We start from the raw sequence: 23,033 nt of genomic DNA on the forward strand, positions 1-23,033 counted from the left end.
GGAATCTCAGGAAAAGGGCGAACCACCAGGTACAGCACGGCCGCCAGGAATACCCGGCAACAAAGCGAAAGACCACCCACGCGGACGCACAATGCGCGCACGACCGGCGAGGTCCTTGCAGTGGTGTAGCGCATCTTGCGTTGTTGCGTTGATAATTCCGGGTCTCCGGCCCGTGGATCTGCTTGACGTCCCTGGCGATGTGCCGGAAGCTACGTCCTGATGCGAAGGTGAAACGACTTCGGGCGGGTGAGCTGCTCGTAGCCCACCCGCGAGAGCGTACAGCCGCGGCCGGAATCCTTCACTCCAGTCCAGGCAAGCGCCGGATCCAGATAGTCGCAGCGGTTCAGGAACCAGGTTCCGGTCTCGACGCGATCGCCGATCGCGATCGCCGCTTGCGGATCCTCGGTCCAGACGGCAGCGGTGAGCCCATAGCGGCTGTCGTTCATCAGCGCGATCGCCTCTTCGTCGCTTTTCACTTTCATGATGCCGATCACCGGCGCGAAGCTCTCCTCGGTCATCAGGCGCATGCGGTGGTCGACGTCGACCAGCACCTGCGGGGCCATGTAAGGCGTGCCTTCGCGATCGGCGGGGAATTCCTTCGGATCGATCAGCGATCGCGCGCCCTGGGCGATCGCTTCCCTCACCTGCCCGCGCGCGAAGTCCGCGGCGCGTGCGCGCACCATCGGTCCGAGATTGATGTCCGGATCGAGCGGGTTGCCCAACCGATACGTGCGTGTCAGCGCCACGAACCCGTCGACGAACCGGTCGTAGATCTTCTCGTGCACGTAGATGCGCTCGATTGCGCAGCACGACTGCCCGGAGTTGAAGAACGACCCGTCGACCAGATTCTCGATCGCGTGCCGGAGGTTCGCGTCAGGCCGTACGTACGCCGGGTCCTTCCCGCCAAGTTCCAGGCCGGTGCCGACGAAACGCGCCGCGGCGGCGTTCTGCACCGCACGCCCGCCTTCGACCGATCCGGTGAAGGCCACGAAATCGACGAGCGGCGAAGCGATCATGCGCGCCACGTCATCGTGTGTGCAGTGAACGTACTGGAACACCCCTTCCGGCAATCCTGCCTCGCGGAAACATTCCGCATAGCGCTCGGCACACAGCGGCGTCTGGTTCGAGTGCTTGAGGATCACGGCATTGCCGGCCATGATCGCGGGTACCACCGAGTTCACGGACGTCAGGTAGGGGTAGTTCCAGGGCGCGAGGACCAGCACCACGCCCAGGGGTTCGCGCCGGATGAACCGTCGAAAACCCTCTTTGGGTCCTGCGTCGATCTCGGCCAGCGCTTCGGCCGCAATCGACACCATGTAGCGTGCCCGCTCCTCGAATCCGCGCACTTCCCCGGGCGACTGGCTGATCGGCCGCCCCATCTGCCAGGAGATTTCCTCGGCGATCGGCTGCTTCCTCGCGACGAAGGCGTCGATGAAGCGGGTCAGCGTCGCCGCGCGCTGTGCGAGCGGCACCAGCCGCCACTTGGCCTGGGCTGCCTTCGCGCGCTCCAGCGCCTGCTGGATTTGTGCGGCAGTGGCGAGCGGCCGCTCCACGTACACCCGGCCGTCAACCGGCGAAATCGTCCTCTGCAGGTCGCTCACGGGATTTCAAGTCGCGAACCACCGGGGCCCACCCGATCCGGGCAGCGCGCAGCACAGTCCCTGTCCCGCAACTTGCGCTCGGCACGGCTTGCAGCATAGGGGCAAGCGGCGCCTTGGTCGTGTCGATTCGGCATGCACTCTTGACGTTCTTGTCGCGCTGGGCGGTCTAGATGATCTCGAAGTAGCGAGCCAGCTCCCAGTCGGTGATCGCTTTGCGGAACTGGCGCTCTTCCCATTCGCGGGTTGCGGCGAAATGGTCGACGAAAGCGTCGCCGAACCATTGGCGTGCGGGCTTGGACGCCTTCAGGCGCTGGGCGGCCTCCCACAACGACGTCGGCAGCGCGCCCTTGGGCGAGGGCTTCTGGTCGTAGGCATTGCCCTCCACCGGCTTGCCGAGCGTCAAGCCGTTCTCGATCCCGTACAAGCCCGAGGCGAGCGCGGCCGCCAGCGCGATATAGGGATTGGCGTCCGCCGCTGCGATCCGGTACTCCACGCGCTGGCTCTTCTCGGAACCGGGAATTACGCGCAGCGCGCAAGTGCGGTTCTCCACGCCCCAGGTCGCATTGGTCGGGGCCCAGAAGCCGGGTACCAGCCGCGTGTAGGAGTTCACCGTGCTGGCCACCATGGCGAGCCACTCGGGCATGAGCGCCTGCTGGCCGGCGACGAACTGCTTCATCAGCTTGCTCATCCCGTGCGCATCCCGGGGGTCGTGGAACAGCGCCTTGCCCGCGCGTGACCTCAGCGAGACGTGAATGTGCCCGCTCTGTCCCGGATAGTCCGGCGACCACTTCGCCATGAAGGTCGCCATGCGATTGCGTTTTTGCGCGTGCACCTTGACGAAAGTCTTGAACAGGGCCGCCTTGTCCGCGGCTTCCAGCGCGCCGTCGACCGCGATCGCGGCTTCCAGCACGCCGGGACCGGTTTCCTCGTGCAAGCCCTCGAGCGGAAAGCGCATCTTCTCGCACAGATCGAGTGTCTCGAGGTAGTGGTCCGAATGCACGGAATTGCGGATCATCGAGTAGCCGAAGAAGCCCGGCGCCATCGGCTTCAGATCCCGGTAGTGCTTGGCACGCACCGAATCGGGAGTCTCGTCGAAGACGAAGTACTCGTACTCGAAACCGGCCTGCGCCTCGAAGCCCATGCTGCGCGCCCTGTCGATCACCTTGCGCAACACGCCGCGCGGGCAGATCGCCTCCCCCGCGTCCGCGAACTCGCCGAGGAAAAGCAGCATTCCGGGCTCGAATGGAAGGTCGCGGCAACTCTCCGGCAGGATGCGCACCGGCGCATCCGGGTAGCCCGTATGCCACCCCGTGTACTTGACGCAGTCGTAGAGCTGGTCGTTGGAGTCCCAGCCGAGCACGACGTCGCAGAACCCGAACCCCTTGTCCAGGGCGCTGAAGAATTTCTCGCGCGCCATGTACTTGCCGCGCATGATGCCGTCGATGTCGAACACGCCGACTTTGACGTGAGTGAGCTTGCGCTCGCCGACGATCTTCTTTGCGTCGGCGGCCGTCCTGACCTCGGAAGCTTTCATGGCGGCAGTTGCGCTCCGTCGTTTCGATCGCGGGCAGGATAACAAACATCCGGCCTCCGGCCGTGACCGGCCGGCGGCCGCAGTCCTAGAACTCCGCGCTCAGGCCTTGTCGATCCCGGCCGCCGCGCGCGCCTTGACGGCGAAGTCCTCTTCCGGCGAGTACACCAGGGTCTTGCGGCCGTACACCGCGAAGTACACGATGCCCGCCGCATACCAGATCGCCACCCCGATCACCCCGCCGCGATACGCCGGATCCTGGAACTGCATGTACAGGGTCACCGCCGCGATGAGAATCGTGATATAGGCACCCGCGAGTCCGAGCGGGCTGCGATACGGCCGCTCGATGTTGGGCAGGCGCATGCGCAGCATGATGAACGACAGGCCCTGCAGTCCGTAAGAGATCATCGCGCCGAATACGGCCATGTTGAGCAGTTGCGCGCCGATGAAGGCGCCCGCCGCCTCGCCCTTGATGAGGTAGACGGCCATCATCACGACGAAGCCGAGCACCGCGCCGGCGATCAACGCCACGTGCGGTACCTTGTGCTTGCCGTGGGTCAGCGACAGCCAGTGCGGGATATAGCCGGCGCGCGACAGCGAGTAGATCTGGCGCCCGAACGCGAAGATGATGGTGTGAAAGCTCGCGATCAGCCCGATCACCGCGCACAGCGACAGGATGTTGGCGGCTTCGGTGCCGTAAAGCGCGCGGAACCCGTCGAGCAGCGGCTCTCCCGAGCTGCCGAGGTAGAACGCGCCGCTCGCCGTTCCGTCGGATGACCTGACCGGAATGCTGGCGTTGAAGAAGGAGATCATGAACGCGGAAAAGACCAGCGTAGCGATCCCGAGCAGCAGGCCCTTGGGCATGTCCTTCTTCGGATCGTGTGACTCTTCCGCCGCCAGCGGCAGCTCCTCGATCGCCAGGTAGAGCCACACCGCGAAGGGCAACGCGGCCAGGATGCCGTTGATTCCCATCGGCAGAAACTCCCCGCCGCCTTCCGGCAACTCCACCGGCTTTCCGTCCGGTCCGACACCGATGTTCAGCGCCCAGCGCGAGAAGTCGACCTGCCCCGAGAAGATCGCACTCACCCAGAAGATCACGAGCACGGTGAGCGCCAGCAAAGTCACCAGCACCGACACCTTGAACGAGAGCTCGACGCCGAGCACGTTGAGGCCCACGAAGACCACGTACATCAGCACCCACCAGACCGGCTGGAACTGCGCCGGCGTGCCGAATATGCTGCCCAGGTAGGAGCCGATGAAGAACACGATCACCGCCGGCGTCAGCACGTATTCGATGTTCTCCGCCAGGCCGGTCACGTAGCCGCCCCAGGGGCCCATCGCACTGCGCGCGAACGAATAGGCGCCTCCGGTGTGCGGCAGGGCGGGCGACATCTCCGCCAGACAGAAGCACAGGCATACGTACATGATGCCGATGATGATCGCCGCCCAGAACAGACCGCCCCATCCCCCGGCGCCGATGCCGAAGTTCCAGCCCGAGAAGTGCCCGGAGATGACGGCGCCGACCCCCAACGCCCACAGCGACCAGACGCGGGCGTGACGTCTGAGTTCCCGCTTGGCGAAATACTCCGATCCGGCCTCGTGATATTCGACGCTACCGACCTTTTTCTTCTGCATGTTTCCCCCTGGATGACGCGATGTTGATCATCTGGGCGCGGTTACGACGCGCGCCCACACACCCTGGAGTCGCACCCGACGCAGCCGGATGCGGCATGGCAGCAGGCGCAGGCATGACAACGGCGTGACACGCGAACTGCCGCGCCGTGCGGCCAGCGCGGAGTATGGTGGATAAGGCCGGGACGGGCAACGGGGCGCGGCGATTCTGCCCTCTGGCCCGCCGAGACTTGCCTTTACAATCGGCGTGTTCTCCCCAGCCAGCCGATGGAGCCGCATGCCGCGCCGTGACAGACCGCTGATCGGGCTCACCACTTACGGTCGCACCAGCGACGGACGCTTCACCCTGCCGGCCGAATACGTGGATTGCGTGCGTCGCGCCGGCGCCGTTCCGGTACTGCTCGCGCCCGGGGAACCCCACTGGCAGGCCGTGCTCGGGGAGGTGGACGCGTTCATCCTGACCGGCGGAGGCGACGTGGACCCCGACCGCTATGGGGGGCGCCGGCATGAAACCAATTACGGGGTGGATTCGGAGCGAGACGCGCTCGAGCTGGCCGTGGCGCGCAGCATCATCGACACAGGCCTGCCGACGCTCGGAATCTGCCGCGGCGCGCAGATTCTCAACATCGTGCAGGGCGGCACGCTGATCGAGCACATTCCCGAAGAAGTCGGCGAGCGCGTCCTGCACCGGGCCCCCCCGCGCGAGCCGGTGCCGCATCCGATCGCAATCAAGCCGGGCTCGCGGCTCATGCGTATCTTCCAACGCACGCAGTGCGAGGTCACTTCCTGGCACCACCAGGCGCCGCGCAAGGTGGCCGACGGCTTCGAGGTCGTCGCCACGGCGCCGGACGGCATCGTCGAAGCCATCGAGATGCCGGATCACCCCTGGCTGGTCGCCGTTCAATGGCATCCCGAGCTTTCGGCCGCAGCCGATCCGTTGCAGCAGCGCCTGTTCGACGCGCTGGTGGAAGCGGCGCGCCAGCGATGAACCTGGAGCAGGCCCTTCCGCGCCTGTTACCCAAGGCCGTGGCCTGGGCCCAGGAGCAAGCCAGCCGGGCCCTGCGGCACGGCCAGCCGCTCGATGACGCCGGAAGGGCGCTGGCAAAGCAGGCCGGGGTCCGCGCTGGCGAGCGGGTTCGCGTGCGGGTGGTCGAATCCATCCCGCAGCCGGAAGACGCGGAACTGCGCGAAGCGGCGTTGCAGACCGGCCTGCTTGGCCCGGACACCGTCGGCCTCGCCCTGGGCTACGCTGTGCTCATCCGCCAGGGGTTCGAGAGCGAGGCGCTGCTCGCGCACGAACTGCGTCACGTCCATCAATACGAATGCTACGGATCGATCGAAGCCTTCCTGTCGGTGTATCTGCCGCAGATCGTGCAGTTCGGCTATGCCGATGCACCGCTGGAGGTCGATGCGCGCCTGCACCGGCCGTCCTGCTAGTTCCATGGTCGTGGGAACGCCTGCTCCCGGAGCGGCACGGCGCATGAGCGCGAGCGATCCGATCACGAATCCGGAGATCCGTCATGAAGATCGACCGCATCGACCATCTGGTCCTCACCGTGGCCGACGTCGAGCGCACCTGTGCGTTCTATTCGCGCGTGCTGGGAATGGAGGACGTCACTTTCGCCGAAGGCCGGCGCGCGCTCGCCTTCGGGCGCCAGAAGATCAATCTGCATCGCGCGGGCGCCGAGCATGTTCCGCATGCGCACCGACCCACACCCGGATCGGGCGACCTGTGCCTGATCGCCGCCGTGCCGCTGCAGCGGGTGATCGCTCATCTGCGGCGCTGCAGCGTGCAGATCGTCGAAGGGCCGGTCGCACGCATTGGCGCGCTGGGAAAGATGCGCTCGATCTACTTTCGCGATCCGGACCTGAACCTGATCGAAATCTCCGAATACTCCGAGGACGGCGCGTAGCGCGCAGCACCCGGCCGGATCCGGAAAGAATTGCGGCGATTGCGCACGGGCATTACTCTTTGCCCCATCCCGTGCGATCGAAAGGGCGTGCTCCCCGATGTCAGGCCGATTGTTCTTCGCCGCCACGCTGAGCGCCAGCCTCGCGCTGCTGAACGATCGCGCCGCCGGTCAGGGCCTGCAAGTCCGGCCGGGACTCTGGGAAGTGTCGATTTCCGGAATGGGCGAGCGCACGCAGTCGATCTGCCTGACGCCCGAGATGGTGCGGGACCTGCGCAATCTCAGCCGGCGCAGCGACCCCGCCAGCGACTGCCGGCCGTCGAAGGAAAGGGTGTCGGGCAACTCCCACAGCTTCGAGGTATCGTGCACCCGTCCGGTACGCTACAACGCCCGCATCCGCATCACGGTGAGCGGGACCGATCGCTTCGTCATGAGCCAGGATTTCACGACCGAGATCGAAGGCCGCGCGCGCAGCGGCTCGATGACCATGTCCTACCACCGTATAGGCGACTGCCGATGACCGGCGCGCGCGTGTCGTGTGCGCCGTCCTTTGCGGCCGAGCCTCGCCACTGAACGCAGAATCGCCGCGACCATGCCCTCGACCTCTGCCCTGCCCGCGTTCCTGATCGCGATCCGCGACTGGATCGACCGCAACATCCTGTCCCTGGGGCGCGAAATGCGGCTTTCGTATCTGCCGCCGCTCATGGTGTACCTCGCCTACGGCATCTCGGGACTGACCGCAATCGTGGGCACCTTCTATGTGAAGGAGCGCCTCGGCCTGTCCGCCGAGTTCCTCGCCGCCCTCGGTTTCTGGGCCATGCTGCCCTGGGCGCTGAAGATGCCGCTCGGTCATCTCGTGGATCTGATCTGGCGCTGGAAATCTCTGCTGGTCTACCTCGGCGCGAGCCTGATGGCGCTCAGCATCGGGATCATGATCGGCCTGCTGGGCCATACCGAAGCGATGCGCGCGATCGCCCCGATCGAGAGCTGGTACGTCGCGGCCGCCCTGCTTGCCCCGGTGGGTTACGTGCTGCAGGACGTCGTCGCCGACGCGATGACCGTCGAGGCGGTGCCGCGGAGCAACCCCGACGGCACGCCCATCGACGCGGCCCGGCGCAAGTCCATGCACACGACGATGCAGACCCTGGGGCGCGTGGCGATCATCGGCGGCGGGGTGCTGGTGTCGGTCGTCAACGTCTACGTGCTGCGCGACGCCGGGGCGCTGCCCGAAGCCGAGAAGGCACGCGTCTATCTGTTCATCTATCAGCTCGCGCTCGTCATTCCGGTGATCTCGGTGCTCGGAGTTCTGCTGGCAAGCGCGCTTCACCGGCGCCAGGTCTCCCGGCTCATCGCCCAGGGCCTGAGCCGCGCCCAGGCCGAGGCGCGCCTGAACGTCCACGCGCAGCGGCCTCCGGTCAACTGGTGGATTCTCGGCGGCGGCCTGGTGTTCGCCGCTCTCTCGCTCGGCGTGGGGCTGGGCAAGGTTCCGGGCGCCGAGGAGATCGTGTTCGTGATCTCGATGGCGATCGTGATCTTCCTCATCTGGCGCCTGACCCGAGAATTGGAGCCGGAGGCGCGTAACGTGCTCGTGGGCACCGCGATCGTCGTGTTCGTGTTCCGGGCCATGCCCGGCCCGGGCGCGGGGTCGACCTGGTGGATGATCGACGTGCTCGGCTTCGACCAGCAGTTCCTCGCCACGCTCTCGCTCATCGGCTCGGTGCTCACCCTGTTCGGCATGTTCATCTTCCGCCGCTTCATGGCGGAGCGCTCGATCGCCTACGTGGTGGGCTTTCTCACCGTCGCCGGGACGATCCTGGCGCTGCCCATCGTCGGCATGTACTACGGGTTGCACGAGTGGACCGCCGCGCACACCAACGGCGTGGTGGACGCACGCTTCATCGCGCTGATCGACACCGCGCTCGAATCGCCGCTCGGACAGATCGCGATGATTCCCATGCTCGCCTGGATCGCCAACTCCGCGCCGGACAAGCTCAAGGCCACCTTCTTCGCGGTGATGGCCTCCTTCACCAACCTCGCGCTGTCCGCGGCCCAGCTCGGCACCAAATATCTGAACCAGGTCTTCACGGTCACACGCGAGGTCAGGGACCACGCGACCGGAGCCGTCAAGGTGCCGGCCGACTACAGCGAGCTCGGTACTCTGCTCATCATCGTCACGGTGATCGGTCTCGTGCTTCCCTTCGCGGCGATTGTCTTCGTCAAGTTGAGCCGCTTCCGCAACGCCTGACCGCCTTGCTGACCGGCCTGTCGTTGCTCGCCTCGCTTTCGGTCTTCGCCGCGCAGACCACGGGCGGCGAGCCCGGCGATCTGGAAGAGACAGTCTGCGGCGCGATCAAGGAGCCGTTCGTTTTCGCAGTGTGGAGCCTTGCCGCGGGCAGGCCGCGCCCGGATGCGGCGGCCACGGTGGCCGGCGCCACGGTCGAGGCCTTTTCGCATCGGACTCGGGACGGGCGCACGCTGCGCGGCTATCGGCTGCGCGCCGATCGGCCTGTCGCGCCGCGGGGTTTCATCCTGGTTGCGCAGGGCAACGCCATGCTGGCGGATCAACTGCTCGACGCGCTGGCACCGTTCACCTCGGCGCTTCATGTGGTGCACGTGCTCGATTTCCGCGGCTACGGCAACTCCGAGGGCAGGCGGCGGCTCAAAGCGATCGTCTCCGACTATCGGGAGATCTTCGCAGCCCTGCGCGCGGACTACCCCGGCGAAGCCCTGCTCTACGGCATCTCCTTCGGCGGCATCGTGCTGTCCAACGTCATCGGCGCGGGCGCGCGCTTCGACCGCGCGGTGATCGATTCCTCGCCGAGCCGCCTCTCGCCTTACGGGTGTCCGGAACGGTACGATCCGGTGAACAATCTTCCACCGGACGCCTCCCGCATGCTGATCGTCCGAGGAGAAAAAGACCGGGTGGTCCCGGCCGCCGACTCGCGCGAGCTGGCGGAGGTGGCGCGGTTGCGCGGCGCGCAGGTCGTCACTTCACCGGACTTCGGCCATCCATTCATGGATACCGACGCAGCGATTCACGCGCGCCGCCAGAACCTGATCCGTTCCTTTCTGCTCGACGGTGCTCGTTGACAGGGAGCCGCGCATCGGCTTCGTCCTCCGCCTGGCCCCGGTTACTTGAATTCGTGCAGCGCGATGCGATTCTTGGCGATGAAATCCCAGTCGTACTCGACGCCGAGCCCCGGCCCTGTAGGCACCGGCACGCAGCCGTCCTTGCCAACCGCTTCCAACTGGTCCGAGTAGCCGCACTTGTATACCGGCGGCACGGCGTTCGGGGTGCCCGGTCCCACCAGCGCCATCTCGTAGTAGTTGGTGTTGCGGATCGCGGACATGCAATGGCGGTGCGCCGGGCCGCAAGCGTGGATCTCGGCGTCGATGCCGAAGGACTCGGCCAGGTGCGCGATCTTCATGCAGCCCGTGATCCCCATGTCGTATTCGGGATCGACGCGCAGGAAGTCGGTGCCGCCGGCCACGAGGAAATCCGCCTTCGGCTCCACGCCACGGACATGCTCGGTCTGAAGCAGCGGGGTCTTGATCATCTCGCGCAGCTTCTTGTGCGCGAATGCCGAGGTGCCGCTGTCGCGGAACGGGTCTTCGTACCAGAAACAATCGGCTTCGTCGCACGCACGGCCGACGTAGAGCGCATCGGCGAAGGTCCGCAACTGGCAGGCCGGATCGAGCATCAGCTCCATGCGGTCGCCCACGCGGCTGCGCACGTACAGCACGTTTTCGGCTTCCTCGCGCTTGTCGCCTTCGTTCCAGCCGTGGATCTTGAAGGCGCGGTATCCCATCTCGTAGCACTGCACCGCGAAGTCGCCGTAGGCCTCCTTGGAGGACAGCACACCGTTGCGATCGCCCATGTAGGTACTGGCGTAGGCGGGCAGGCGCTTGCGATAGCCGCCGAGCAGTTCGCTCACCGCGGCATTGAGCTTCTTGCCGGCAAGATCCCAGAGCGCGATGTCGAGGGGGCCGTGGCCCATATGGTCGAACTGGCGCGCCTCGCGCTTGATGTCGTCGTAGATGCCTTCGCGCTCTTCGGCTTCGCGCCCGATGAGACAAGGCGCCAGCATCAACGTCTGGCCGAGCGCCGAGGGCGAACCAACCCAGTGTGTGACGTACTCCCCACGCAGGCCGTTGTCGGTCATGATCGCCACCGCGTACTTGGTCAGGCGGGTCGTCGCACCTTTCTTGCAGCCCAGCGCCCCGATTCCGCCGCCGCCCGCCGCGCCGAGATTTTTTGCGTCGAACTGAAAGACGTGCACCTCTACTTTGTCGATGCGGCTCATCCTCTCTCCTCTGGTCGCGGCCGGTCTGAATGTCGGGCGGTATGCTATCAGCGCGCAACCGCGAAAGAAAAGCCGGGTCGAGCCATGCATCCGACAATGACCGAGCACCACGGGAGCCAACGGGCACCCTGTGAAATCCGTAGCGAGAGTCTTCCCGATCAGCGTCTTCCGCTTCATGAGCGAGGGCAGACTCGAGGTCCCGGCAATCAGGCCTGACCGCCCTGCCTGCTGGGGGTGGTCGTCCGCTTGCGCGCACACCGATGAGCGCCGAGCACGTCGTCATCGCCGCGCGGCGGAGTCGGCGGTATGCTAACGCCCGGCACCCGAACAAGAGCAAAGGAGCAGAGGCCATGGAACTGCTGAAACGCTGGATCGCCCTGGGCGGCGCGCTGCTGGCGCTCGGGCTTGCGTGGGACTGCGCACGGGCGGACGCGGTGCAGGAGATCGAGCGCGTCGAGGACCAGCGCTACGAAGCGATGATCAAGGCAGACTGGGGCGCGTTCGCCGGCATGCTGGCCGAGGAGTTCCTCTATCACCAGCCGAGCGGCAGGGTGTCGGACAAGCAGGCCTACGTCGCCTATGCGTCGACCGGCGACATCAAGATCAAGAAGGCCGAGCGCTACGACGTGAAGATCCACGTCTACGGCGACGTGGCGACCGCGATGGGCTCCACGCGGCTGGACATCGAACAGAAGGGCGAGCCGCGCGCAGTGGATCTGCGCTATCTGAACGTGTGGGTCAAGCGCGACGGCCGCTGGCAGCTCGCGGCGCGCCAGTCGGCCTTCAAGCAGTAGAACGAGCGCGCCGCCGGGACCGCGTATGCATGTTGCCGTCTCCGGCGGGCGATGGTTGACGCGGGAGCTGCACCGGCAACGCCGGGGGCGCTGATCGCGGCACCCGCCGCTGTCACGGGACGACACCAATGGGATCGCAACTCATCGACATTTCGCATGTCATCCAGCTCGCGGTAGCGCCGGTGTTCCTGCTCACCGCCATCGGCACGATCCTCACGGCGCTGAACAGCCGCCTCGGACGCATCGTCGATCGCCGCCGCGTCGTGGAGGAAAAACTTCAGGGCCTGCCGCCCGATCAGGGCGACAAGGCCCGTGCCTGCGTCTCGGAGCTGCAAGTCCTCGCGCGCCGCATCCGGCTCATCTATCAGGCGATGGTCTTTTCGGTGATGAGCGGCATCCTGATCTGCCTGGTGGTGGCCACCGCATTCCTCGGCGTGTTCATCCGCTTCGATCTGTCGGAGACCGTCGGCGTCATGTTCGCGCTGGCCATGTTCTCGCTGATCGGCGCGCTGGCGATGTTCCTGAGGGAAGTGTTTCTCGCCATCGAGGCCGGCAGGCACGCGATCATGCTCAAGGGGTTGACTCAACCCTGAGGGACGCCATGCCCGCCCGGCTCGCGCGAATTCTCGTGGCCGCCTTTGCTCTCTTGGCCACGGTGCTGTTCGCCGCGCTGGCCATGGAAGGCGTCGTCGGCTTCGGTGCCGGCGAAAAGGACTTCTTTTTCGCGCTGCCCCTGCTGCCGTTCTGGCTCGTGTTGCTCATCGCGAATCCGATCCCCAGGTGGCGCAAGGTGCCGCCGGGGCGCGTCACGCTGCTCCGTGCGCTGGTGTCGGCCCGCGCGGTCGCCGTGGCACGGGCTGTGCCGTTCGCGCTGATCTTCATTCGCGGCGGCGCGCACTGAGCGTCTCCCGGGCTTGCCAGACGCTCCCGAACAGGCTCATATTTCACCCCGCAACCAGCAGCCGCGGGCGACCGCGGCGGTGCAGTAGTGCAATGGAATCATCGCGTCCACGTGGGAGGAAGAACCATGAGCACTGCACAAGCCTCCGGGCCAGCCGTCGCCCTCGGACATCTACCCCCGCTGCAACTGGCCACGATGCCCGTGTTTGCGGGCGTCTTTGCTTACCTGGGTCCCGGTATTCTCTGGGCCGCGCTGGCGCAAGGTTCCGGCGAGCTGATCTGGTGGCCTTATCTGACCGCCAAGTACGGGGCGGCGTTTCTCGGCCTGCTGATTCCGGCCGCGCTGCTGCAGTACTGGCTCAACATCGAGTTGTGCCGCTACACCGTGCTCACCGGGGAAACGCCGATGACCGGCTTTACCCGCATCGGCCGCTGGTTCGCCTGGCTGTGCTGGATTGGTGTCTTCATCGAAAACATCTGGTTCGGCGCCTATGCGGCCGCCGGAGGCACGGCGCTCGCCGCGCTCACCGGCTTCCCGGAAGGCTGGACGCCGCGCGGACAGTCTCTGTTCTGGGGCTACCTCACCATTGGCCTCTATCTTCTCGCCCTGGTATTCAGCCGGGTGGCCTACACCCTGGTGGAGAAATTCTCGATGATCGTGGTGATCATCACGATGGGAGGCATCATCTTCGCGATCTTCCAGGAGCCGGTGCTCGCGGTGACGGGCGAATTCTTCTCCGCGCTCGTTCCCCACTACACGCCGGTGAGCGCGATCCCCAACTGGGACCCGAAGGATATCAACACGGTGGTCACCAGTATCGCCTTCGCCGGCGCCGGCGGCTTCGGCCAGCTGTTCATCGCCTACTGGATGCGCGACAAGGGCGTGGGCATGGGCGCCAAGGTCGGCCGCGTCACCTCGCCGATCACCGGCCAGCCCGAAGCGATCCCCGCCACCGGATTCGCGATGGCCGATACCGAGGAGAACAAGAAGAACTACAAAGGCTGGGTGCGCTACGTCAGCACCGAGAACTTCATCGGCGTGGCCCTGAACCTGATCACCACCATCATCATGTGCTGGCTCGCCTGGGCGCTGCTCATGCCGAAGGGCATCGTTCCGAGCGGCTGGGAGATCGCGGTCGTGCAGTCGGCCTTCTTCGAGGTGGCGTGGGGTCCGGTCGGGAAGGCTTTGTTCCTGATCGTGGCCGCCGCGTTCCTGTGCGACGCCTGGCTGCAGTTGACCGACGGGTTCTCGCGCATCCAGGCCGACTTCTTCTACCACAACATTCCCGGCGCGCAGAAGCTGCATTTCCGCAGCTGGTACTACATCTTCGTGGCGATCTTCACGGTGCTGACGGTCGTGACGATGGCGCTCGCGCAGCCGGGTCAGTTGATCGTGATCCGCGGCGTGGTGGCCTTCCTTGCCATGGCCATCATCTGCCCGGCCATCGTCTACCTGAACTACGTGATGCTGCCGCGCGTCTTCCCGAAGTGGATCAAGCCGCATCCCGTCACGCGGGCGCTGATGCTGCTGGTGACGCTCGCCTATATGACGATGGCCATCGCTTACCTCTACCTCAACCGCGCGCAGCTCGCCTCGCTGATCTTCGGCGGATAACGGGAGGCCGGCGCCCCGGTTGCGCCCGCGCGCGCAGCCGCCGGCGCCGTGCCCCGTTCGCTTGGACCGGCGCGCCGGTCCCTTCCAGAGCCCCGCGGTCGCATCTGCGCACGCCTGTGCGCGCTTGTAACCGCGCGCCCCGCCCCTAAATAAGGACGCATGGAAGTGTCGAACGCGCGCGGCGTGCTGCGTCGCACGCCGGACGCCGCGCGTGAAGACAGGACGCGAGGTTCCAGGCGATGAATACGGAAACGTCGATTGCCGTTGCGAACGATCCGCAGTGGCAGCGCGCGCTCGCCGGCGACCGGCAGGCCTTCTGGGCGATCGTCGAACCCCATCTCGCGGAGATGCTGCAGGCCGCGGGGCGCGACATCCGCTATCACGAGTCGCTCGGCCAGCTCGGCCCGCAAGATCTGGCGCCCGAGGAGCTGGTCGGCGAAACCCTGATCCGTGCCTGGCACGGACGGCATCACCGGCCGCGCCGGCTCAGCCTGCGCGCCTGGCTGCTGGGCAGCCAGCACCGCGTGCTGCAATGGATCGTCGCGCGCGAGCAGCGCCTGCGCCAGATCTGGAGCGTGTCGCTCGAATCGGCCCCGCCCAGGGAGCCGGTCATCTACGACGACGACGCATCCTACTGGGAGTGGCATCAGCCCGACGACTTCGTCCGCTGGGAAGACCTCATTCCCGGCGATGTGCCCGCTCCGGAGGAATTCATCGCGCTGGAGGAAGCGCCGCTCGACCAGCTCGACGCACAGGCACGCCAGGCGCTGCTGTTGCGTTTCGAGCACCGGCTCGCGGTCGCGGAGATCGCCTACATCCTGCGCCTGCCGGTCGAACAGACGCGGCGGCTGATCGGCGAGCTGCGCACCGAAGCGCGCAGCGCCACCGCCAGGGAGTGAGCGCATGGCAACGCCGCTCATCGATGCGCCCGAACGGCTCACGCCGGAAAAGCGCGAGCGCATCCATCGCATCCTCGAGCAACGCCTCGACGAACCCGAGTACAGGCTGCTTACGCCCGCGCACCTGAAGGCGCTCGCCAACCTGCGTGCCTCCGGCGCGCCGATCGTCAGCGTGTACCTGCGGCTCACACCCGAGCGACGCGAGCGGAGGGCCTGGGCAATCGTCTACAAGGATCTCGCCAAGGCCTGTCTCGCCCGGATCGAGGACAGGCGCATGCGCCAGGCCGTGGCCGACGAACTGGCGCGGGTCGAACAGGCGGCCGCCGAGCGGCTGCCGGAACTGGGCCGCGGCGCCGCTTTCTTCGTTTGCGAGCCACTGGGGCTGTGGCGCCAGATCACGCTGCCGGTCGCGCTCGACGATCGGGTCGTGGCCGATTCCCGGCCCTGTATCCGTCCATTGGTGAGCACGCGCGACGAGCACGATCGCTTCGTGATCGCGCTCTTGTCCCAGGAGCGCAGCCGCTTCTTCATCAGCCAGATCGGTGTGGTCGATGAAGTGCTCGACGTCAAGGGCGAACGGCTGCGCGGCCTCGTGACCGACTGGATACCGCCTCAGGAGCGCGAACGCATCGAACGGCACATGGTTCAGGCCGAGGTCAAAGCGCTGGCGCAGATCGCCGCCCTGGTCTGCGCCCAGTTCGCCGCGCGCTACCTGCTGCTGGCGGGCAGCCCGCGGTTGCGTGCGGCACTGGTTCAAGAGTTGCCGAAACCTGTCCAGTTCCGCTTCGGCGGCGATTTCGACGTGGAGCTCCAGGCGCGCGCGTCGGAGGTCGCAGCCGCGGCAGCGCCCCTGCAGCACCGGATCGAGGCGCGCGAGGAAACGATGACCGTCGACCGTTTGCGCGACGCGGTGCCGCATGGCGGCGTGCTCGGGCTGGATGACACGATCGACGCACTCAATCAGCGCCGCGCGATGAAGCTCGTGGTGGATGAAGAATACCGCGCTGCGGGCGGTCAATGCCCGCGTTGCCGGATGCTGGCGTCACACGCGCAGCCGAATTGCCCGGCGTGTGGCGCGGTCCTTGTCGGCGTCGACGACTTTGTCGACCTCGCACTGGAGCGCGCGCTCGACCAGGGCGCCGCGATCGAGATCGTGCGCAGCGCGCAAGCTCGCGCCTGGCTGCGCGAACTGGCGCCCATCGGGGCGCTGACCCGGTTCTGATCCGCCGCGCGACGGCGCGCGCCCGAGCCATGGGAGGCGATCGTCCACAAGACGCCTCTCTTCTCCAAAACGAGCGGTCTTCATCGGTCCGCGATCTCGTCGTAGCCGCGACCGAGGAACTGCACCAGACAGAAACCGTGACCGAACGGGTCGGCCATGAGCGCGAGCTTGCCCCATTTGTGGATGGCGACCGGCTTTTCCAGGCGTGCGCCGGCCACAACCGCCTTCTCGACGGCACTGTCGATGTCGCCGACGACAAAGTCCAGATGCGTCGGCGTCCAATGACGCTCGTAGGCTCTTGTCTGCGAACTCGCGTCCGATGCGACCGTCCCCGCCTTCTTCACCAGCAGATAAATCGGCGCCGGGCCTCCGAGCATCTCCGCACCGAACGCTCCAAAGCGGCGTCCGACGCGCAATCCGAAGGCGTTGCTGTAGAAACGCACGGCCTTTTCGAGATCGTCGACATCGATATTGACGAGGAAATCCATACCGCTTCCGCTCCGCCCTTGTTCAACCGGATTCGCAACGCACTCGGCCGGTCCGAACCCTTCCGTCACCACCCGCCCGAATTCGCGCGCAGCCTCGCAGCCGACGACTCGGACTTTCAGATCCGTGGTCGCTTCCAGCGAGCCGTCACACGGCCGGCAGAACTTCATCCAGGCTTAGCCTCGTGCAAAGCCGCGCCTTTCAAGCCAGGTCGCCGCTCCGATAACCCGCATCTCGATCGCGTGCGCCTTGCGAACCGGTTCGGGAGCCACCCGATACAGGTCGATGCATGCCTGGAATTCGGCATTCTCGAGTGCCGCAAGGTCGTACGGGGTCATTCGCTTGTGCCCCGGAGGCCGCGCAGCCGATCGCTACCCGGACCTGCCAACTCGCGCATCGCTGACGGCCTGAGCGGTCTCCTGCATTTCTATGTAGCCCGCCAGACCGCCCACGCAAGACACAGCCAACCCGCAAGGAACGCAAGTCCGCCGAACGGCGTGATAGCGCCGAGCCAGCGCGCACCGGTCAGGCTGAGGAGATAGAGATTGCCGGAGAAGAGCAGCGTCCCGGCGACGAACAACCATCCACCCGCCGCCAGAACCGGGCCGGGCCAGCGCGTCTGCGCCCACGCCACCGCAAGCAGCGCCAGCGCATGATACATCTGGTACCGCACGCCGATCTCAAAGGTCGCGAGCAGTTCCGGGCCCACCCGGCCCTTCAGCCCGTGCGACGCAAACGCGCCGAGGGCCACGCCAAGAAAGGCGGAGAGGCTTCCGAGAATGAAGAACAGTCGGTCCATTCAGTGTCTGTTTGCGCGCGACGTCGCGCTGCCGGCCGCCCCGCAGTGCCGCGCTCTATCCGGATGGCTCCAGCGCGAGCGTAGCTCGCGCCGGGCCTCATAGTGGTTAGCTGGTGATTCGATCGAAGGCGCCTCGGATGAAAGCCGGTGGTCAGCGTGGTGTCTGGCGTGACGCGAACGCAATGAATTCGTCGAGCGGCAGCGGTCTGCTGATGAGGTAGCCTTGCATCTCGTCGCAGCCGGCCTGCGCAAGAAAGCGTGCCTGCGCCTCGGTCTCGACGCCCTCGGCGACGCATCGCATGCCAAGCGAGCGGGCGAGCGAAACGACAGCGCGGACCAGCTCGGCGCTCTTGGGGTCATCCAGCACGGCGGTGACGAATGAGCGGTCGATCTTCACTGACTGGGCGGGGATTCTCGCGAGATAGGCGAGAGACGAATAACCGGTGCCGAAATCGTCTATCACGAGCGAGAAACCCAGGGCGCGCGCAGCTTCGAGCTTGGCAAGCGCCGACTGGATGTCCTGCATGGCGACCGACTCGGTGATCTCCAGTTCGATCGCACCGGGGCCCGGGTCGCTTCCGGCGGCGCGCGCGGCGGCAGCCGCGAAATCGGGCTCGCGCAACTGCACCGCCGACACGTTGACCGCAATGCGGAATCCGGCAAGACCCGCGCCGGCGATTGCGGCCGCGTCCGCGGCGGCCTGGCCGATCGCCCAGGCGCCCGCCGCGAGGATGAGGCGCGTTTCCTCCAGCAGCGGGATGAATTCGACGGGCGGGAGGAGCCCGCGCTCCGGATCCTGCCAGCGCATGAGCGCCTCCGCGCCGGTGAGCGCGCGCGTGCGCGTATCCACCTTGGGCTGGTAGTGCAGCCGCAGCTCGCGGTTCTCGATCGCGCGCCGCAGGCGTGTCTCGAGCCCGAGCCGGCCGCGAACGGACCTGTCGCTCTCCGGATCATGCAACCGATAGCTGTCGCCGTGTTTCTTGGCCTCGGCGAGCGCGATTTCCGCGCTCTGATAAAGCGCCTCGGCGCTGGCGCCGTCCTGCGGATAGATGGCGATGCCGGCGCGCACGGCCAGCGCGGCCGTCTCGGCGCCCACGGCGAACTGCTCGACGAAGCACTCCGCGGCGATGCGCTCGTAGGCGCGCACGGCGTCTTCCTCATTGGCGAGCCGAGGGACGATGGCGGCGAACTGGTCGCCACCGGTCCTCGAGAGCAGGGAGGGGTCGAGCGTGCGCTCCAGCCGCTCGCCGATGGCTCGCAGCACTTCGTCGCCGGCGTGCCGGCCCTGCGCGGCATTGACGTGCCGGAAACCGGCAACATCGAGGATGAGCAGGGCGAGGCTTCCGCCCGCCCGGCCAGCCCCGCCGACATGCTGGGCCAGGCGGTCCAAAAACAACGTCCGGTTGGCCAGCCGGGTGAGCGTGTTGTAGTAGCTGAGGTAGTTGAGCCTCTCTTCCTTGTCGATGTGGTCGAGGGCGAAGGCGATGTCGCCCGCGATTTCCTCGAGGAGCCTCATCTCCTCGCGGTCGAAGGCGTGGTGGTCGGACGCATGCAGGGCGAGCACGCCGCGCGCTTCGCCGGCGACGACGAGCGGGAGCATCGCGAACGCGCGCACGCGGCGCGCGAGGAGTTCCCCCCGGAAAGGCATGTCCGGCGCCGTGGCAACGTCGCCCACCACGACCGCCTGGCCGGTCAATACCGCGCGCGCCGCGGGGCCGGGGCTTTGCGTTTCCGCGCTCAAGGACAGGCGATCGCCGGCCTTTTCGAGCAAGTCGCCCACCGCGCCGGCCGAGGCGGCGGGAACGATCCGCGTCCGCTCGCGATCGACGAGCCCGATCCAGGCCAGCGGATAGCCGCCCGGATCCACCGCGATGCGGCAGGCCTCCTCGACCAGCGCTTTGCGGTCGCGGGTGCGCACGATGAGGGCGTTGATCCTGCTCAGGACGCTCTGGACCCGGGCCAAGCGCGCCACCCGCGCCTCGGCGCGATTGGCCGCGCGCGCGAGAAACCAGAGCAGCACGACGATCAGAATCAGCCCGGCGACGGCGTGAATGCCGACGCCGAACGAGGTTGGGTACCAGCCCAGGCGTTCCCCTTGGAGGCGAAGCAGCGCGAGCACGGGCAGCATGACGAAGATGGCGAGCGCCAGGCGCCGCGCGAGTCGGGCGCTGCTGGTGTCGGCCGCGAATTCCTTCATCCAGCCGCGGCCGGGCCGTGCCGCCAGTATGCCGAGGGCGAGAGCGAGGAGACCGGTCGCGGCGTTGAGCGACATGGCGGAGAATGCGCGCACGCGATAGAGCGCTTCGACATCGAGGAGGTAGCCCATCAGGGCGACGAGCGCGACCGCCCCGATCGCGGCGGCGAGCAACTGGGCGGCGCGCGCGGCGTTTTCCGACGGAAGCGCGAGCAGCGGGATCGAAACGCCCGCCAGAACGAACGCAACAGCGGTCCCGGGCGACATGCGGCCAAGGTCGGTCGTCTGGATCGCTCCCAGCGCTTCGCGGAACAGGATCTCATCGATGCCCGCGTTCCAGCCGAAGAGGTCCTGCGCGAGCGTGACCGCGCCGGCTAGCGCCACGAAGCCGGCGAGAGCGAGCGCGCCGTAAGAGACTCGTGCCGGCCAGCGCGCGCGCGCAAGAAGCAGGGCAGCCCCGGAAAGCACGAAGCAGGCGGCGGCATTCGCCTTCATGGTCACGTAACCGGGCACGACGCTCATGAGCAGCGGAAGATCGAACGTCCAGCCCGCCAGCGCCAGCAAGCCGACCGCGATGCAAAAGGCCCCAGCGAGTCGCGAACCCGCCGCGAACTGACGCTCAACCGGCGACAGGGCGGCAGTCACAGGTCCTGCTCCTGGGAACGCGCATCAGGCAATGGCATCGGCTCAGGTATCCGCCCACAACAAGTGCCGGAGGTTGCATTCCGGGCCATCCGTTGCCGGCTAAACGCCCCGCGTAACCGGCCGATGAGGGCCAACGGCCGGAGGGAACCCAACAGCAGCGCTGTTGGGTCCGGTTCACGGCGTGGTTAGCCAGCGGTGAGGACCGCCCTACGAACGGACTGCGGCAGGGCAATGGGAATGAAAAACATGCTTTCGGATACAGATGGTTTCTCCCCGACTCATCGATTACCCGGATTTGCTTGTGCTTCTCGGCAACAAGACCCGAAAGCGCGACGTAGATTCTGCGCTTCTCTAACGAGGCGGCGTAGCCCTCAATCTTCACACACAACCAAGTGGCGAGATGGCAACGTTCTGCTCATGAAGGCATGCCTTCACAACAGGCGCTTGATCTCGAATTCTTTTTTTTTTCCTATCACAGCGGCCTCGCACCAATGAACCTCGGCGATGTGGATCGCACCATCGGCGAGGCGCACACGTGCAATCCCTTTGCGTTTTCGCCACCGGCCGCGCCCGTATAACTTGCGCAGGGGCGCAGCCGACCGCAACGCATCGTGACAGTTCAGATCTGCCGTGTAAAACAGTGCGATACGCCGCGGGCTAACGAAGCTGTATAGAAAGTCTCCCGAGATATTGCTCCTGTCATGTGCGTGCCGCAAGATCGGCCCATCGCCACTCCGTGGCAAGGCGCGATGGCCCGCTACAAGACGATCGATACCTCTGCGAGAGGTCTGCCTGTCGATTTGCCCTGCCAGCTGCTTCCCGGCACCTTCGAACACGCGCTGAATCATCTGCTCGATCATGAACGCGATCTCTCCGGGCTGGATGATCGGGTCTGCAACGAGGGCCACTGGCGCCCCGGCCTACCCGCCTGCCGTCCTGCTCAAGCTGATCCTCTTTGGCTACTCCCGGGGCATCGTCAGCAGCCGCGAGATCGAGCGTGCATGCCTGCAGAATGTCGTATTCATTGCCCTGTCCGGAGAGCGCGCCCCGCACTTCACCACCCTGACCGCCTTCGTCCGGACGCTGGGTGAGGAGATCGCCAACATCTTCACCCAGGTCCAGGGGCTCAGCGGGCGGGGAAATATCGGGTCAGACTCTGAGGTCTCCCCTCAAATTCCCAGCGCCGGGTGAGGCTGCCATAGGTGTCTTCTCACTGCGTTGATCTCACCCGGTGGAAATGCTCCCAGTCTCCTTCGCACGATCTGCAAGGCGAGACTGATCGCCGAGAGCACCGGGCGCGAGCGCCGCGTGTTGCTCTGGAACTGAAACTGCAGTTGTCTGGCCTTGGCGGCTTCGCCGATCAAGCGCAGGACGTACAAGGCCAGAGTGGCAATCAGCAACAGCACGCGCAAGCGCTGTCTTTGTTTCGATCGGCAGGCAGATAAACCCAAGCCGAAGCGTTGGCTCTTCAGGTCGCGGAAGGCCTCCTCGATCTGCATGCGCTGGGCGTAAAGCGCTACCACGGCCTGTGCGCTCAAATGCGAGAGCGAAGGCGAGCAGGCCAGCAGCCACGGCTCGCGCTGCGAGCGCGCCTGTTTCAGGCTGTGATAGGAGCGAACCGCCTTGCCCAGCACGCTCCTCTTGTGCCGTCCTCGGCGGGGACGCTTGATGATCACCAAGTCACAGAGCAGCGGGTTGGAGCGCACGTACTGGTAGCGGCCCAGCGCCTGCGCCACCGCGCTCGCCTTGGCGTAGAGCGCCTTGCAGCCAAACCAGTGCCCGCTGCCGGGCGCACTTACCATGTCGCGATTGCGAATGCGCCCGATCCAGCACCAGCCCATGGCATTGACCAACTGGAACCAGCGGCTGCGAAAGCCGGCATCGGTGATCATGATCGGCCGGCAGCCCGACGGCAGCATCGCCCCGAGCCGGGCAAGAAAGCGCTTGTGCACCCCGCGGGTGCCCGCACGCGAGAGCGGATGCACCTCCTCGTACAGCCTCACGCTGCGACCCTCCAGCGCCATCGAGGCGCGCAGCAACTGCCAGCTGCGATCAGGACTCAAGTCCGACCAATCCACAATAATGAGCGGGATCTTGACTGCACCGAGGCAGTCCCGTGCCAGCGCCTCATAGACCTCGGCCACTTCGAGGTGCAGCGCGCCGTTGCCCAGAAGACGATCAACTCGTTTGATGTTGTGCTTCACACCCGCCGCACCGCAAAGCCCCCGGCCCAGATCGCTCAACGCCAAGCGACTGCCCGAAACGGCCGCGTGCACCGCGGCCAACAGACTGTTTAGCCGCTTGCGGTGCACCTGCGGGCAACTCAGAGCAAGCCTGCGGTGTAACATCGACAACGCATGCATGGCGGGCTCTCCTTCGCAGTTTGGTCGCTACGAAAGAGACACTAAACCTGCCATGCATGTCTTGTTTTTGCGCGCACACTAACGTCTAACGCCCTGAACAGCAAACTGTATTTGAGGGGAGACCTCAGAGTCTGACCC

General features: G+C 66.2%; 22 protein-coding genes. 13 read left to right on the forward strand and 9 right to left on the reverse strand.

The genetic code is table 11. The annotated features are described in order from the left end of the window. Positions 1–209 precede the first annotated feature (209 nt). The 3 genes from VNM24_03215 to VNM24_03225 all read right to left on the reverse strand — a co-directional run bounded on the left by VNM24_03215 (position 210) and on the right by VNM24_03225 (position 4,767). Positions 210–1,601, reverse strand: a complete 1,392-nt coding sequence (locus VNM24_03215; protein HWQ37608.1) for an aldehyde dehydrogenase family protein — start codon at positions 1,599–1,601, stop codon at positions 210–212. Between the two features lie 166 nt (positions 1,602–1,767). After that, positions 1,768–3,135: a glutamine synthetase gene (locus VNM24_03220; protein ID HWQ37609.1), complete on the reverse strand. Its 1,368-nt coding sequence runs from the start codon at positions 3,133–3,135 to the stop codon at positions 1,768–1,770. 99 nt (positions 3,136–3,234) lie between these two features. Beyond that, positions 3,235–4,767 carry an amino acid permease gene (locus tag VNM24_03225; protein HWQ37610.1) on the reverse strand — a complete coding sequence of 511 codons (1,533 nt, stop codon included), beginning with the start codon at positions 4,765–4,767 and terminating at the stop codon, positions 3,235–3,237. A 274-nt stretch (positions 4,768–5,041) separates the two neighbouring features. Between VNM24_03225 and VNM24_03230 the strand changes: the two genes are divergently transcribed. The 6 genes from VNM24_03230 to VNM24_03255 all read left to right on the forward strand — a co-directional run bounded on the left by VNM24_03230 (position 5,042) and on the right by VNM24_03255 (position 9,764). Beyond that, positions 5,042–5,752 (forward strand): gamma-glutamyl-gamma-aminobutyrate hydrolase family protein, encoded by a 711-nt coding sequence (locus VNM24_03230; protein ID HWQ37611.1) that lies wholly within the window; start codon positions 5,042–5,044, stop codon positions 5,750–5,752. Further along, entirely contained in the window at positions 5,749–6,201 is a 453-nt protein-coding gene (locus VNM24_03235) for a hypothetical protein (protein HWQ37612.1), read from the forward strand. Before VNM24_03230 ends, VNM24_03235 begins: the two co-directional genes overlap by 4 nt. Before the next feature lie 83 nt (positions 6,202–6,284). Beyond that, on the forward strand, positions 6,285–6,677 hold the full coding sequence (locus VNM24_03240) for a VOC family protein (protein HWQ37613.1): 393 nt from the start codon (positions 6,285–6,287) through the stop codon (positions 6,675–6,677). A 97-nt stretch (positions 6,678–6,774) separates the two neighbouring features. After that, complete coding sequence (locus VNM24_03245) at positions 6,775–7,194, forward strand: DUF3617 family protein (protein ID HWQ37614.1); 420 nt, start codon at positions 6,775–6,777, stop codon at positions 7,192–7,194. Positions 7,195–7,266: 72 nt separating this feature from the next. Further along, entirely contained in the window at positions 7,267–8,919 is a 1,653-nt protein-coding gene (locus tag VNM24_03250; GenBank protein HWQ37615.1) for a hypothetical protein, read from the forward strand. A 5-nt stretch (positions 8,920–8,924) separates the two neighbouring features. Beyond that, positions 8,925–9,764, forward strand: coding sequence for an alpha/beta hydrolase (locus VNM24_03255; protein ID HWQ37616.1), 840 nt, complete (start codon positions 8,925–8,927; stop codon positions 9,762–9,764). A gap of 41 nt (positions 9,765–9,805) precedes the next feature. Here the strand turns inward: VNM24_03255 and VNM24_03260 are convergent, their stop codons facing one another. After that, positions 9,806–10,978 carry an enolase C-terminal domain-like protein gene (locus VNM24_03260; GenBank protein ID HWQ37617.1) on the reverse strand — a complete coding sequence of 391 codons (1,173 nt, stop codon included), beginning with the start codon at positions 10,976–10,978 and terminating at the stop codon, positions 9,806–9,808. Positions 10,979–11,328: 350 nt separating this feature from the next. Here VNM24_03260 and VNM24_03265 point away from each other — a divergent pair, with 350 nt between their 5' ends. The 6 genes from VNM24_03265 to VNM24_03290 all read left to right on the forward strand — a co-directional run bounded on the left by VNM24_03265 (position 11,329) and on the right by VNM24_03290 (position 16,408). Beyond that, positions 11,329–11,772 carry a nuclear transport factor 2 family protein gene (locus tag VNM24_03265; GenBank protein HWQ37618.1) on the forward strand — a complete coding sequence of 148 codons (444 nt, stop codon included), beginning with the start codon at positions 11,329–11,331 and terminating at the stop codon, positions 11,770–11,772. A 128-nt stretch (positions 11,773–11,900) separates the two neighbouring features. Next, entirely contained in the window at positions 11,901–12,365 is a 465-nt protein-coding gene (locus tag VNM24_03270; protein HWQ37619.1) for a DUF2721 domain-containing protein, read from the forward strand. 8 nt (positions 12,366–12,373) lie between these two features. Then, positions 12,374–12,673, forward strand: a complete 300-nt coding sequence (locus VNM24_03275) for a hypothetical protein (GenBank protein HWQ37620.1) — start codon at positions 12,374–12,376, stop codon at positions 12,671–12,673. A gap of 126 nt (positions 12,674–12,799) precedes the next feature. Further along, positions 12,800–14,287: an Nramp family divalent metal transporter gene (locus VNM24_03280; protein ID HWQ37621.1), complete on the forward strand. Its 1,488-nt coding sequence runs from the start codon at positions 12,800–12,802 to the stop codon at positions 14,285–14,287. 239 nt (positions 14,288–14,526) lie between these two features. After that, positions 14,527–15,186, forward strand: a complete 660-nt coding sequence (locus VNM24_03285; protein ID HWQ37622.1) for a hypothetical protein — start codon at positions 14,527–14,529, stop codon at positions 15,184–15,186. 4 nt (positions 15,187–15,190) lie between these two features. Further along, a complete protein-coding gene (locus VNM24_03290) occupies positions 15,191–16,408 on the forward strand; it encodes a hypothetical protein (protein HWQ37623.1) in 1,218 nt (405 codons plus the stop codon). A gap of 80 nt (positions 16,409–16,488) precedes the next feature. On the opposite strand, the gene VNM24_03295 is transcribed toward VNM24_03290, so the two are convergent. From VNM24_03295 to VNM24_03310, 4 genes are all read right to left on the reverse strand, one after another. Continuing rightward, positions 16,489–16,896: a VOC family protein gene (locus VNM24_03295; GenBank protein HWQ37624.1), complete on the reverse strand. Its 408-nt coding sequence runs from the start codon at positions 16,894–16,896 to the stop codon at positions 16,489–16,491. Positions 16,897–17,321: 425 nt separating this feature from the next. After that, the gene (locus VNM24_03300; GenBank protein ID HWQ37625.1) at positions 17,322–17,693 is read right to left on the reverse strand and encodes a DUF423 domain-containing protein; all 372 of its coding nucleotides are present in this window, start codon (positions 17,691–17,693) and stop codon (positions 17,322–17,324) included. 151 nt (positions 17,694–17,844) lie between these two features. Further along, the gene (locus VNM24_03305) at positions 17,845–20,532 is read right to left on the reverse strand and encodes a GGDEF domain-containing protein (protein ID HWQ37626.1); all 2,688 of its coding nucleotides are present in this window, start codon (positions 20,530–20,532) and stop codon (positions 17,845–17,847) included. A gap of 431 nt (positions 20,533–20,963) precedes the next feature. Further along, entirely contained in the window at positions 20,964–21,392 is a 429-nt protein-coding gene (locus tag VNM24_03310) for a hypothetical protein (GenBank protein ID HWQ37627.1), read from the reverse strand. Here VNM24_03310 and VNM24_03315 point away from each other — a divergent pair. Next, complete coding sequence (locus VNM24_03315) at positions 21,391–21,723, forward strand: transposase (GenBank protein ID HWQ37628.1); 333 nt, start codon at positions 21,391–21,393, stop codon at positions 21,721–21,723. The two genes, VNM24_03310 and VNM24_03315, sit on opposite strands and share 2 nt — an antisense overlap. Here the strand turns inward: VNM24_03315 and VNM24_03320 are convergent. Beyond that, on the reverse strand, positions 21,702–22,895 hold the full coding sequence (locus VNM24_03320) for an IS4 family transposase (GenBank protein HWQ37629.1): 1,194 nt from the start codon (positions 22,893–22,895) through the stop codon (positions 21,702–21,704). The two genes, VNM24_03315 and VNM24_03320, sit on opposite strands and share 22 nt — an antisense overlap. Positions 22,896–23,033: the final 138 nt, after the last annotated feature.

It is taken from the genome of Burkholderiales bacterium, assembly GCA_035560005.1.
Classification (GTDB): domain Bacteria; phylum Pseudomonadota; class Gammaproteobacteria; order Burkholderiales; family Eutrophovitaceae; genus DASRFY01.